General features: G+C 39.4%; 15 protein-coding genes. 2 read left to right on the top strand and 13 right to left on the bottom strand.

Annotated features, from left to right (window positions below; translation table 11 throughout):
- Nucleotides 1–18 precede the first annotated feature (18 nt).
- Nucleotides 19–843, bottom strand: a complete 825-nt coding sequence (locus tag ACQKOF_RS12865; RefSeq protein ID WP_427557477.1) for a MerR family transcriptional regulator — start codon at nt 841–843, stop codon at nt 19–21.
- Nucleotides 844–1,037: 194 nt separating this feature from the next.
- Between ACQKOF_RS12865 and ACQKOF_RS12860 the strand changes: the two genes are divergently transcribed.
- Entirely contained in the window at nt 1,038–1,634 is a 597-nt protein-coding gene (locus tag ACQKOF_RS12860) for a TetR/AcrR family transcriptional regulator (protein ID WP_427557474.1), read from the top strand.
- Nucleotides 1,635–1,697: 63 nt separating this feature from the next.
- Nucleotides 1,698–2,852: an MFS transporter gene (locus ACQKOF_RS12855; RefSeq protein WP_427557472.1), complete on the top strand. Its 1,155-nt coding sequence runs from the start codon at nt 1,698–1,700 to the stop codon at nt 2,850–2,852.
- A gap of 343 nt (nt 2,853–3,195) precedes the next feature.
- Here ACQKOF_RS12855 and mdh read toward each other — a convergent pair whose 3' ends face one another.
- The 12 genes from mdh to ACQKOF_RS12795 form a co-directional block, all read right to left on the bottom strand.
- Nucleotides 3,196–4,143 carry a malate dehydrogenase gene (gene mdh, locus ACQKOF_RS12850; RefSeq protein ID WP_370043493.1) on the bottom strand — a complete coding sequence of 316 codons (948 nt, stop codon included), beginning with the start codon at nt 4,141–4,143 and terminating at the stop codon, nt 3,196–3,198.
- A complete protein-coding gene (locus ACQKOF_RS12845; protein ID WP_427557470.1) occupies nt 4,143–4,508 on the bottom strand; it encodes a BMC domain-containing protein in 366 nt (121 codons plus the stop codon). The genes mdh and ACQKOF_RS12845 overlap by 1 nt, the downstream gene beginning before the upstream one ends.
- On the bottom strand, nt 4,501–4,785 hold the full coding sequence (locus tag ACQKOF_RS12840) for a EutN/CcmL family microcompartment protein (RefSeq protein ID WP_427557469.1): 285 nt from the start codon (nt 4,783–4,785) through the stop codon (nt 4,501–4,503). The genes ACQKOF_RS12845 and ACQKOF_RS12840 overlap by 8 nt, the downstream gene beginning before the upstream one ends.
- Nucleotides 4,786–4,818: 33 nt before the next feature.
- Nucleotides 4,819–5,685, bottom strand: a complete 867-nt coding sequence (locus ACQKOF_RS12835) for a phosphate propanoyltransferase (RefSeq protein ID WP_427557467.1) — start codon at nt 5,683–5,685, stop codon at nt 4,819–4,821.
- Between the two features lie 12 nt (nt 5,686–5,697).
- Complete coding sequence (pduL, locus tag ACQKOF_RS12830) at nt 5,698–6,291, bottom strand: phosphate propanoyltransferase (RefSeq protein ID WP_427557464.1); 594 nt, start codon at nt 6,289–6,291, stop codon at nt 5,698–5,700.
- A 295-nt stretch (nt 6,292–6,586) separates the two neighbouring features.
- A complete protein-coding gene (locus tag ACQKOF_RS12825) occupies nt 6,587–6,865 on the bottom strand; it encodes a BMC domain-containing protein (protein WP_053482447.1) in 279 nt (92 codons plus the stop codon).
- A gap of 16 nt (nt 6,866–6,881) precedes the next feature.
- Nucleotides 6,882–8,372, bottom strand: a complete 1,491-nt coding sequence (locus ACQKOF_RS12820; protein WP_427557462.1) for an aldehyde dehydrogenase family protein — start codon at nt 8,370–8,372, stop codon at nt 6,882–6,884.
- A 14-nt stretch (nt 8,373–8,386) separates the two neighbouring features.
- A complete protein-coding gene (eutL, locus tag ACQKOF_RS12815) occupies nt 8,387–9,037 on the bottom strand; it encodes an ethanolamine utilization microcompartment protein EutL (RefSeq protein WP_427557459.1) in 651 nt (216 codons plus the stop codon).
- Between the two features lie 11 nt (nt 9,038–9,048).
- Nucleotides 9,049–10,080: an ethanolamine ammonia-lyase subunit EutC gene (gene eutC / locus ACQKOF_RS12810; RefSeq protein WP_427557457.1), complete on the bottom strand. Its 1,032-nt coding sequence runs from the start codon at nt 10,078–10,080 to the stop codon at nt 9,049–9,051.
- 9 nt (nt 10,081–10,089) lie between these two features.
- A complete protein-coding gene (locus ACQKOF_RS12805; RefSeq protein WP_427557454.1) occupies nt 10,090–11,460 on the bottom strand; it encodes an ethanolamine ammonia-lyase subunit EutB in 1,371 nt (456 codons plus the stop codon).
- 5 nt (nt 11,461–11,465) lie between these two features.
- Nucleotides 11,466–12,890 (bottom strand): ethanolamine ammonia-lyase reactivating factor EutA, encoded by a 1,425-nt coding sequence (locus ACQKOF_RS12800; RefSeq protein WP_427557451.1) that lies wholly within the window; start codon nt 12,888–12,890, stop codon nt 11,466–11,468.
- Between the two features lie 20 nt (nt 12,891–12,910).
- The gene (locus tag ACQKOF_RS12795) at nt 12,911–13,408 is read right to left on the bottom strand and encodes a EutP/PduV family microcompartment system protein (RefSeq protein WP_427557448.1); all 498 of its coding nucleotides are present in this window, start codon (nt 13,406–13,408) and stop codon (nt 12,911–12,913) included.
- Nucleotide 13,409: the final 1 nt, after the last annotated feature.

Raw genomic sequence — 13,409 nt, 5'->3', positions numbered from 1 at the left:
CTCCAAATTGTAGTTTAGTCATTTTTTCTTTACAGGAAAATATACCTCAGTAACATAATCCTCAGGGGCGTTTGCTTGATGTGGATCTGTTACATATATTTCATATGGTGGCGATATCAGTTCATAACCCTCGTTTTCAATCCACTTCATCAAATTAGCATAGACAGCTGTTAATTCTGGATAAGCCCCCTTTAAAACGGATTTAGCACATAGGCTACCAGGCAAATCTCTCGTTCCTTTAATAGACTCAACTATTGGAATGGCGAACTCAGTATCATTGCCAGCAGGATTAAATTCTGGGCTATGGTAAATCGTCATTGGCTTATCAAGTAAAGTGAGCTTCTCCTTCGCAATCTTTTCATATAGCAGGCTAAAATAATGTCCATATCCCGATGCATAGTCATCACTACTCATTATTAGTCGCTTATAAAGGATATTCACGGGATTTGTTTCAACTAGTTGTACTTCGATATCGTCAAGGTACGACATGATTGGTACCCCTTTTTCTAAGTTTAAAATATCATGACTTAGTTGTTTTACAAGATATTCAAAAGCCTTTAGTTTTTCTTGAATTTCATTTCTCTTATGGTTAAGCGCTGAACAAAGCATTTCTTCGGATTGGTCCTCTTCTAATTCCAGCATAGTTTTAATTTCTTCAAGAGAAAAATGATAGGACTTTAATCGATTGATATAGAGCATCCTTTTTAGTTGTTCGATGGAATAATACCTATAACCGCTTTCAGCATTAATCTCATCTGGGTTAATTAATCCAATCTCATCGTAATATCGAAGTGTTTTTGTGGAGACACCACATATTTTTGAGAATTCTCCTATTGATAGCAAAATAGCACCTCCCAACTCAACTAAACATTTACTATTTCTTTCCTCTATTCTGTTATACACCTTCCCCTTAGGGCAAAGTCAATCAAGACTTATGCTTTATTCCCTTTATCTTTTACTTTCCTTGACTGAAAATTTTTATTGACCGATTAGTACAAAAAGGATATTCTATTCATATAAATGAGAGGTGGATAAATTTGAATAAACGAGGCAGACCCCGAGAGTTTGATTATTCCTCAATTGTAGATGTCGCCATGAAAACTTTTTGGGTAAGAGGGTATGAGGGTTGTTCTACACAGGATTTATGCAATGATACTGGACTTGGGAAAGGGAGCTTATACAATACTTTTGGTAGTAAACACGAACTGTATCAACAAGTATTAGAACGCTATCATGAAACTGGGATTAGGGAACAAATGAAATTGCTAGATGCTCCAATCCCAGTTAAAGAACGATTAAGTAATTTTTTTCAATGGGCATTGAAAGAAGACTTTGAGAACAGTGATCAAAAAGGATGTTTATTAATCAATGCCGGCGTGGAACGAGCTCAAAACGATTCAGCAGTTCAAGAAATTTTCTCACGACATGTCGAGCTTCTTAAACAAGCTATTGAAAAAGTAATGGAGGAAGGATTGCAAACTGGCGAAATTTCAAAAAAGCAAACAGCTGAGGAATTAACTAGTCTATTTTTAAGCAGTTATTACGGGTTTCGTGTTCTGAATGTTTCGATGCAAAATCGGATGTTGTCTGAGCAAATTATGAACGGAACATTGGCATCTATTTTTGGCGCTTAGTGCGCTCTTTTTTAGCATAATTTTTGTACCGAACGTTACAATAATAAAATAAGGAGTGTTTTTATGCCATCGATTATTTATTTACTAGCTTTAGCGATTTTTTGTATGACTACATCTGAATTTATGGTTGCAGGTATGATGAACGAGCTTGCTCATGCATTTCAGGTTTCTGTATCTTCAATCGGGTATTTAATTACAGCTTATGCTGGAGCAATGGTGATAGGAGGTCCCATTTTAACGGCAATTCTCTTAAGAATACGTAGTAAACAAGCATTATTATTTTTAATGTTTGTATTTTTAATTGGTCAAACACTTGGAGGCATTGCTTGGAACTATGATATTATGATGGTTTCACGCATTATTACCGGTATTGCTTCATCTTCAGCATTTGGTGTTGCCATATCCTTTTCTGCAACATTGGTTCCTCCTAATTCAAGGGGAAAAGTTGCATCTATTGTTCTTGCAGGTTTAATGATCGCAACAGTCCTAGGCTTACCTATAACAACAGTTATCTCGCAAAATTTTGGCTGGCGTACGAGTTTTTGGTTTGTTTCTATTCTCGTACTAGTTTCCGGGATTATGATTCAATTGTTACTACCATCATCGCCAAACAAAGAACTATTAAACTGGAAAGACGAGCTCATGCGCTTTAAAAATATTCATCTTTGGGCAGCGTACATAACAAGTATGTTTATTATAGGTGGTACGTTTGCAGCATTTAGTTATTTCACGCCTATCTTTACAAATATCACAGGCTTTTCAAGCGCAAGTATTCCCTATTTACTTGCTCTCTATGGTAGTGCAACAGTCATTGGGAATATAGTGATTGGCAAGTTTGCTGATAAATATACAATGGAAACACTTTTGAGTGGATTGATTATTTTAATCGTAGCATTGTCTTTATTTGCTTTAGGCGCTGAAAATAAATATATTGCAGTTATTACTACTATTTTTATTGGCTTCACTGGTGTAGCAATGAATCCAGCTATGGTGGCGAGAGTGATGAAAACAGCTAATAATGGCACTATGATAAATACCATTCATAGTTCTTTTATTACGCTTGGTATTGTTATTGGTTCATCATTAGGCGGCCTAGGTATTAGTAAAGGATATGGCTATATATCACCACTGTGGATTGGCGTTTGTTTAGCTATTCTAGGATTACTATCATTATTCCCATATTTACAAAAAAGGAAGGATAATAATGTTTCTAAATAGATACAAAAGTTGGAGTGTAGCTTTGTGACGCTTCTTCTTCAAACGTTCCAGCGACAACGCCTCCCTTTATGATGCTCTATCCCTCTCTTCTGTTTCTATGGGCTCAACTCGTAGTTTCTTGTCCGTATGCCCAAGAAATATTTAATATGAGTAAACTAAAGAAGCTCTCCTCATCGTTTTCACGATCAAAGAGAGCTTCTTATTCTATATAAATTCGGGGGAATTTTAACTAGCTTTCAAGTGCAATGTTCGGTTTCCAATCAAACATTTTCAAGAGCTAAATGTTATAACAACAAATATATAGTTGGGGATCCTACATATCTTATTGTTGTATAGAGTCTGATTACCCTATGTTTTGACAAATTGTTAATACTTGTTTGACAGCTTCTGCCGATTGATGGAGCGCCGTTTGTTCTTCATTTGTAAGGTGCAATTCAATGACCGATTCAATGCCATTGCCACCTAATATTGTCGGCACCCCTAAAAATAATTCGTGGTAACCGTACTCTCCTTCTAAAAGGGCGATAGAAGGAATTATTTTACGTTGATCTTTCATGATGATTTCGACCATCTGTGCACATGCAGCAGCTGGCGCATAATAAGCACTACCATTGCCTAACAAACCAACAATTTCTCCGCCACCTTTACGTGTACGTTCTACGATTTGCTGTAGTCTGTCTTGAGGAATCAGTTTTTCTAATGGGATACCTCCAGCATAGGAATATCGAATTAAAGGGACCATTTCGTCACCATGTCCACCTAAGACGAATCCTGACACATCCTCCGGTGCAATTTGCAGCTCTTGTGCTACAAATGTATTGAAACGTGCGGTATCTAACACACCTGATTGACCAATGACACGATTTTTAGGAAATCCTGTTTCCTTATAGCAAACATAGGTCATGGCATCAACTGGATTGCTTAATATAAGGACTATGCTGTTCGGAGCATAGTGTTTTATTTGTCTAGAAACTTGTTGAATAATTTTTGCATTTGTCGTCACTAAGTCATCTCGGCTCATGCCTGGTTTACGGGGAATACCAGCTGTAATAATGACAATACTTGCTCCAGCTATATCCTCATAATTGCTCGTTCCTTTAATAGAAACATTAAACTTTTCGATTGGTCCTGTTTGTAATAAATCCAGCGCCTTTCCCTTTGTTGGATTTTCTGCTTCTGGAATATCTAACAGCACAACATCGCCTAGCTCTTTTTGTGCCAAAAACAAGCTTAAAGTTGCACCTGTATGACCAGCTCCAATTACAGCGATTTTACTTTTTCGAAATGTCATTATGCCTCACCTCGATTTTCTGTAGCTGCTGTTTCTGTCGTTTTTTTAGCACGCGTTGATGTTGAAGCTGATGCTGGCTTTTTCTTTGGTACTTCTGGTCCTTTAATCATTTGAAAAACATCTTCATCTGGTCTCGGAATTACGTGAGCACCTAATAGTTCTCCAACGCGCATAGCCGCCTCTTTACCAGCCTCTACAGCTGCTTGAACTGAACCAACATCACCTTTGACAACTACAGTAACGATGCCACCATCAACAAATTCCTGTTTCACTATGGTTACATCTGAAGACTTTATCATTGCATCGGCCGCCTCATATGAACCAACTAATCCCTTTGTCTCAATCATTCCAATTGCGCTACTCATTATTCTCACCTCGCATAACTTCAGTAGAATCAATAATACCTATAACGACCGCATCGATAGGCAACGGATTTTCTTTCATAATATATCGGGATGATCCACCACTTGTAATGAGCACATCATCTCCGATTCCTGCCCCGATACGGTCAGCTGCTACAATTTCTGTACGAATCGGCTGTTGATTGGAATCGATTGGTTGAATAATTAATAATTTTAAGCCATTCAACCCTTCTTCTTTACGTGTTGCCCATACACTACCTATCACTCTTCCCATCTGCATGAACTTCACCTCTTTATCCCGCATGGACTATAATTACTCAGAGCGAATTGTTAACGTCTTATTCAACTCTCGTATTTTGTCATAAGCCAATGCTGTGACAATTGTCTTTTTAGGAACAACAATTTCCTGCGCCTCTATTTCAAGTACTTCTACTTGCGAAAGTAACTTCTTATCAAATTGATAGCTTTCTGGTTTTTCAGCCTGACTTACGACTGGCGGAAGTTCTTTGACATTTATTTGTTCCTTAGCTTGAGCATTGACAATTTCCGCAAATGCACCTTGTTGGATTAACCCGGCATTTGCCTCATCTGTATCGATGTGCATCTCCAATCGATAACGCTCTGAAACGCGAATCATTACATTTGATAAAATAATCGGTCTTATACCTTCTACTTTAATTTGTACCGATTGTCCGTCCACTACTTGGAACCGAGCACTGTCAGCTGGTGACATATGAATATGTGCTTGTGCAATAATGAGTCCCTCATGTAGCACGACACTACCCTTTGGACCAATAAGTGTAACGGGGCTAGAGCCTTTTATATCGCCTGATACCCTTAAAGGGGGCTTAGCTCCTAATTTCATCGCGTCTGTCCAGCTAATTTCCACTTGAGATAATGAACGGGCTGGACCTAAAATACGTACCCGCTCAATGGAACCCTTTGGACCAGCAATAACAACTGTTTCCTCAGCAGCAAACTGTCCTGGCTGTGAAAGCTCAAACTTCGGTGTTAATTGATAATTCTCACCAAAAAGCTGCTCCACTTCCGCTTGAGCCAGATGAACATGTCGTGCTGATACACCTACAGGGATTTTACCGTCATGTTGAGAGGAAGGCTGATTTTTTAAAACTTGTTGCAATACTTCTTCAACAATTTTTTGGATTAAATTTTCCTGCATCTAACCTCCTCCTTATGATGATCTGATTATTCTTCCTTGTGTTTGCTGTTCAATAAAGCCCGCATTCGCTTCATCTGTATCAATATGCATCTCTAGACTAAAATCGTTTGATACACGAACTACAACCCCACGAAATGTCACAGGTCTCTCACTATCAACTTCAACAGATACTAATTCATTATTTTGTACGTCCAATGCTAATGCATCTTCCTCTGTCATATGAATATGTGCCTGCGCAATAATGACCCCCTGCTTAATGATTATTTCTTGTTCTTGTTCTTGATTGATTAATTTGATGCCAGCTGAACTTTCGATATCACCCGATTGTCTCAAAGGAGGGGTTAATCCTAATTTCATTGCATCTGTTCGACTAATTTCCACCTGTGTTGCCGCTCTTACTGGACCTAGTACACGTACATTGTGAAGAACACCTTTTGGTCCCTCAATAGAGACACGCTCTTTAGCTGCAAACTGTCCTGGTTGCGAAAGATCAAAATCCTTCGTTAGCGTCGCATTCGGGCCAAAAAGTGCCTGTAAATCCTCTTCACTTACATGTATATGACGAGCTGAAATGGCCACAGGAAATGTTTTTGTCGCTGTATTCAAGTTAGCCACCTCTATATCTTTCTAGCTATATTTTTATAGGAAATGAAGCAGGATGAAGCGCAATGTGTAACATCCTGCCCTTCCGTTTATGATGTTCTTTCCGTCGGTTCGGGGATTCTTTCCGTCGCTTCGGCTCTTCCTTCCGTCACCTTGACTTCTTTCCGTCGCTTCGATGATTCTTTCCGTCACTCCGGCTCTTCTTTCCGTCGCTCCGGCTTTTACTTCCGTCGCCTCGAACCTTCATTCCGTCGCTTCGACTCTTCTTCCCGTCGCCTTTGTCCGGACTGAAGTAAAATTAAGCTTCTGCTTTTGGTAAAATTAATTCTAATTCATGGTGTGGGCGTGGGATTACATGAACAGATAGAAGCTCTCCAACGCGTTGGGCCGCTGCTGCTCCTGCATCAGTAGCTGCTTTTACTGCGCCTACATCACCACGAACTAATACAGTGACAATACCGCCACCAACATGTACTTTACCTACTAAATTAACGCTAGCAGCTTTCACCATTGCATCCGCTGCTTCAATTGCTCCTACTAATCCTTTTGTTTCTACCATTCCTAATGCTGTACTCATTTGTCATTCCTCCAAATTATTTATTTTGTAATGTTATTTGTTTTAATACTTGATCAACAATTTGTTGAACTACTGCTGTATCCAAAGATGGATCTTGTGCCTTGATATTCTCTACTACTGGTTGTACTAAGAATTCTGGTTTTGGCACTTCTACATCTTTAATGCCATATGCCATACGTTTAATATTCAATAAATGTCTCGCTGTAATGTTATCGGACGTAATATTGCCTCCAAACGTACCACACCCTAATGTAAAGGATGGTGCCAATCCAGTAGTTCCGCCAACAGCGCCAATAGATGATAATGTATTGACAACAATTCGGGACACTGGTAAATCGACTGAAAACTGCTCAGCTAAAGCTGTATTCTCTGTATGAATCGAGCATGTATGTCCGCGTCCACCAATGTTTAGTAAATCAATCATCACCTGTTTTGCCTCTGTACTGTCCTCGACTGTATATAGCGCAAATATCGGTGATAGTTTTTCAAGTGAAAAAGGAATGTTCTTGCCAATCATTGTTTCCATACCGACAAGTACTTTTGTGTCTTCTGGCACGGTAATACCGATAGAATCTGCTAAGCAAGCTGCTGATTTACCTACAATTTGAGGATTTACTTTCCCAGGAACAGGAGAGATCAACTTCTCCATCTTCACCTTCTCTTCATCACTCAAAATATACGCATTGTTTTTCTTTAACTCTGTTAAAACTTGCTCTGCAATGACTTTATCTACGATAATTGATTGCTCTGTCGCACAAATCGTGCCGTTATCAAAAGACTTACTTTGTACAAGCTGACGAACAGATTTGGAGATATTCGCCGATTTTTCAATGTAAGCTGGAACATTTCCTGGTCCTACGCCATAAGCAGGTTTGCCTGAACTATAGGCAGCTTTTACTAGCGCACCGCCACCAGTAGCCAAAATTAAGTGAATATCTGGGTGCTTCATTAATTGCTGTGTAGCTTCCATAGAAGACATTGTTAAACAGTGTAGCAATCCTTCTGGTGCTCCTGCTTTTTCTGCAGCTACTCTACAAATCTCTAAAGCTTCCTTTGTACAATCAACCGCATATGGGTGTGGGCTTAACACGAGACCATTTCTAGTTTTCAATGAGATAAGTGTTTTAAAGATTGCTGTTGATGTTGGATTTGTCGTTGGTACAATGCCCGCTATTACTCCAAACGGACTAGCAATCTCTGTCACTTTCTTCATTCGATCGACACCAACGACACCAACAGTCTTCAAATCTTTAATATCTTCATAGACATCTCTAGAGGCTACCTCATTTTTCATTTTTTTATGATTAGGTATGCCCATCCCTGTTTCCTGAACGGCCATATTTGCCAAACGTTCTGCCTCTTTAAATGCGGCATCCGCAACAGCCTTGACGATATTATCTACTTGCTGCTGTGAATACTGCATGTAAGCAGCCTGTGCAATATTGGCACGTCTCACGGCGTCTCTCATTTCTTGAATTGCTAATAAATCTTTATCTAGTGTGGCCATAAAGCCCCTCCTTTCTAAACAACTGGATTTCTTGCTAAATTCTCAATAGCTTCTCTAAAAGCATCGGCAGCAGCTTGGCAGGAAGATTGGCTACCACTTACTAAACCGCCACCGAAATTGGTTTCAGATGGTGGACCAAAGAAAACCTTTAGCTCTACATCTGCCGCCTTTAATGCAGCATCTAAACCAACGATAGCTTCAAGTGGCGGTGCTATTAAATAAGCAAGAGCTGTTCCAACCTTAACGTTTGCTAGCTCAGCCAGATACGTACCACAGCTTGCTACAGTATGTGCAAAAAGAGCGTGGTTTTCATTTTGAAGAATGGCTTCAAAATACGTATCAAAGTGGATTTTCTGCTGAATCGCATCGAAACCACTGCGAATTTCATCAGGCGAGCTACCCGCAATGATGCCAATGACCTCACCAGATAATGGCCCAGATGCATGTGCCGCTCCAGCATAGAAGCTTTTTGCATAAACAACATCAACATCTGCTTTTTTCGTAGCTTCGTCCAACGCTACATATCCAACATCATCTATTGTTAGAGTTACGAGTCCAATGCTATTGTGATATGGCTTTAAATCTAATTGCTCCGCTAATTCACTATTCACTCTTGGAATGATTTGCATTGCCAAAATTTCTGCCATAATTTTTTGAGGATTCATTGTTTGGCCCCCTAACCTTCTTTTGCCACAAGACCTACTCCACTTGCCTTGTAATGCAATATTTTTTGAACGACTGTTCCTAAATAAGCACCTGCCTCTAATGGCGGGATACCACCTTTATGAATGTTCGAAACGACCATTCGATCAGCTTCTACTGTGCCCATTCTAGGTTGATAGCATATATAGGCACTCATTGACTCAGCCGATACAAGTCCAGGACGCTCACCGATTAAATAAACGATCACTTCTGCTTGTAAAAGTTCGCCAATTTCATCCATAAGAGCAACACGCCCTTTATCAATATAGAAAGTAGTTCCTATTTCAATATTTAAATTACGAAGGCTTTGCTGTAACGCTAAGAAAACATCTTGCACATTTTCTTCAATCGCACTTGCACTTAATCCGTTAGAAATAATGATTTGTACCTTTGGATTTTTTTTACACTTCGATTGAATAAGTGTCTTTGCTTCATCTGATAAACGACGACCTAAATCCGGTCTAGTAATGTATTCTTCCTTATCTATCACTCTTGATGTTACTTGAAAGACATCGAGCTTTTGTAGTAGCCCTTCAGTCACTTCTCCATAAACTGCATCTACTGCCGCTGCATGATCGAGTCGGAACTTTAGCCAAGTTTTTGTTTTTGGTCTTGTCCCGGCTCTCCCAACACCTATTCTTGCTGGTGTATGCTTTTTAGCAGCTTGTACACTTTCAGACACTTCATCCTCTTCAAATTTAAAGGCTTTGATAGGTACTGAAGTGTAAGTCGATTCATCATTACTTGCGCTGTAATATGATTGTTCATGATTACTTGATTCAGTATGATAAAGCTTAATTAATGGTTCATTCGATTGTTCTATTGTGCTCGGATTTGCTACTTCATCAGCATAATTAGCATTAGCTACCGTATCGTGAAACTTAATAAGTGTTTCCTTTTGGTCTTCTGTTGGCACAGTTGTGTCAACAGAAGATTTGTCTGACGCATTAGTGCCCATCTTTTCCATAACGAGCTGTGTAATCATCGATACTAGTTGTTCATTCAATGGACTCACCTACCTTTCAAATATAGATAAATCGCCAGCTCTCGCAGATAGACGACCATTTTCATAAATGCCCATTTTTTCTAACCACTCTAGATATGCAGGTGCTGGTTTTTTACCAAACGTTTGAAGTAATGTAGCGACATCATGGAAGCTCATTGACTGATAATTCAGCATGACATCGTCACCCATAGGTGCAGCGATAATAAAATTGACACCAGCTGCTGTTAGTAAAACACTTAAATCTTCAACATCATTCTGGTCTGCCTTAATATGGTTTGTATAACAAATATCAACGCCCATTGGGATGCCGTGCATTTTGCCCATAAAGTGATCTTCTAGTCCTGCACGTATAACCTGTTTGTTATTGTATAAATACTCAGGTCCAATAAAGCCAACAACCGTATTCACAATATACGGATTAAAATGTCTAGCAAAGCCGTAATTGCGCGATTCAAGTGTTACTTGGTCAATACCCATATGAGCCTCAGCAGATAGCTCCGAACCTTGTCCAGTTTCAAAATAGAATAAGTTCGGGCCAGTTCCTGTTCCTTGCTTTTTCACAAGCTCTTCTGCTTCTCTTATTAGGTCAGCAGAAATGCCGAACGAGCGATTAGCAATTTCTGTTCCAGCAATACTTTGGAAAATCATATCGGCTGGTGCGCCTTGTTTAATGGCTTTCATTTGTGTTGTAATATGCGCTAACACACAGTTTTGTGTAGGAATCGACCAATCATTGATAAACTCCTTAGTGGCTTGCAATACTTTTTTCACACTTTCAACTGAGTCATCTACTGGGTTAATTCCAATGACCGCATCGCCAATACCATAGGACAATCCTTCTTTTAATGAGGCAATGATACCGTCAATATTGTCTGTTGGATGATTCGGCTGCAATCTTGAGGAAAGTGTGCCCTTTTGTCCGATCGTAATATTACAAGTCGACAGAATTTCCACTTTATTAGCAGCATGGACAAGATCTAAGTTGGACATCAGCTTTGTAACAGCCGCAATAATTTCTGAATTCATGCCCTTGCTTAATCGTTTTAATTCCCGATCGCCTGTTTCATTTGATAAAATGTATTCTCTTAATTGCTCGATACTCCAATTTTTAATTTCTCCATAAATTTGCTCATTAATATCACCTTCAATAATGCGTGACACTTCATCATTTTCAGAAGGAACTAATGGATTTTCTCTTATATCCTTCACTAACAGCTCACTGAGAACGGCCTTTGCCGCAATTCGTTGCTGTACAGATTCAGCCGCAATTCCAGCTAGCTGATCTCCTGATTTTTCTTCATTGGCCTTGGCCATTACATCTTTTAATGATTTAAAATTATATTTTTCTCCACCAAATATCATCGATAGATTCACATTCATCCTCCTTACTTTGAGTGGAAAGCAAGTGTTTTTACAACGACTGGGACAACACCAGATGGTAGTACTTCCCCAATGTCAATATAATCACCTGTTTCTACTTTAATTTGATCGATGCAAATGATTGGAACTGTTTGATTGATCGCTCGTATCGTTTGCCCAATAACCTTTGCATAATCTGATTGAATGACTATGATAATTGGTATTTCCTTGGAGCTTCTCGTCGCTAAGTGCTTCAAAATGGCCTGACATAATGCATGGACATCCTGGAAACTTAAATATGGTGACTGACTAAAATAGAGTGCAAACGGAGAGCGATTCTCCTGGATAGAAAATAGAGCATCAGCCCGTTCTACAGCTGTTTTCACCGTATTGTCGAATTCTTTGCTGTTCGTATCCATATGGCAATTGAAAACAGGCACATTTTTTAAAGGCAATACTTCCGCATCTACCTGAATCGTTGCACCGCTAATCTCAGTTGTTTGCGTACCCGCACCAGTCACAGTTGCCCGCGCTGTTTCCTCTGGTTTTAACCATAAAAAGGATTGTAGCTCTTCATGCTGGAAAAGACTTTTTGCCAATTTTTCGCCAATATCATCATACTGACGGTTTGTACATTCATTTTCATAAATACAGGCGGCTACTCCACCGGAAAAAACGACTGCTTCAACTGGTTTATCCCAAGTTGGCAAATGTCCTAGCAATAATGGGTGCTGTTCATCTGTTAATTGTCCGCTTAGTGTCTTCGTTACTAAATCCACCATTTCTTGGATTAGTTGTGTGACACGTACATCCTCTGCTGAATCACCAACCTTTAATGGCTTTGACCATTTCTCCATAAGTTTCATAATGGGGGGTGAAATCGATTGGATCATTCCGTTATGAAATTCTATAAGTCTTCCACCGACATGCAATGTACACGTACCAATTACTTCTCCGAATTGCATTACCGCAATATTTGCTGTACCACCACCGATATCGATGTTAGCGATAACTTTGGCAGTATTTTTAGATTGCTGTAAGGTACCTGCGCCCTTTGCTGCAATAATGCCTTCCAAATCGGGTCCAGCAGTAGCAACTAAAAAGTGCCCGGCTGTATCTGCAATCGCATGAACAACCTCGCTGGCATTTTCCTTTGTTGCAGATTCGCCTGTAATGATGATGGCACCTGTTGAAATATCTGCCGGTGAAATGTGGGCCAATTGATATTGCTGAAAAATAAATTGCTCGATTTTTTCCATGTCGATAATTTCTTTATTGATAAACGGTGTTTTAATAATTGGACTTTGATGCAAAACCGTTTTTTCAATAATTTCTATGCGTGGCACATGCGTTACACCTGCAACGTTTTTCAACAGAAAACTACTGACAACCATCTTTGTTGTACTTGTACCAATATCAATGCCTGCACTATAAATTTTTTCTGTCTTCAATTTACTCTCCCCTCTCGCCATTACGGGCAATACATGAGATAAGGACTATCACGATCCTTCACAAATTGACGAATTTCTTCCTTAGAGTTGAGCTGTATAAGTGGTGCAATAAATTCAATACCTAGCTTTTGCCACGAAGAGGTTTTCACAATAGGACCTTGCGTCATGACATTTTGTAATAGCGTTATTGCTCTTTCTACATCTGCAAGGGGTGCATCAATTTTAGTAATGACACCAATTTGTATTTTAGGAATTCCTAAGCTAAATTGCGGTGGAAAAACACTCTTTGATGAGGTGGCATCCTGCAAATAAATCACATGTGTCACTTCAAGCGATGTTGCCATAATGTTTCTGTAATACATCGGATTTTCTATATATTCTCCGGGTGTATCAACTATCCAGTCATCATAAACGAGCGCCTGTGTTTTATTGGCTTGTCTTTCTTTCCCCAATAACGCATTTATCAGTGTCGACTTACCTGCTTGCACACCACCTATGATCATTACTCGATTTTTCATA

This window comes from Lysinibacillus sp. NPDC093190 (genome assembly GCF_050280425.1).
Taxonomy (GTDB): domain Bacteria; phylum Bacillota; class Bacilli; order Bacillales_A; family Planococcaceae; genus Lysinibacillus.
This window is presented reverse-complemented; position numbering and strand designations above follow the sequence as displayed.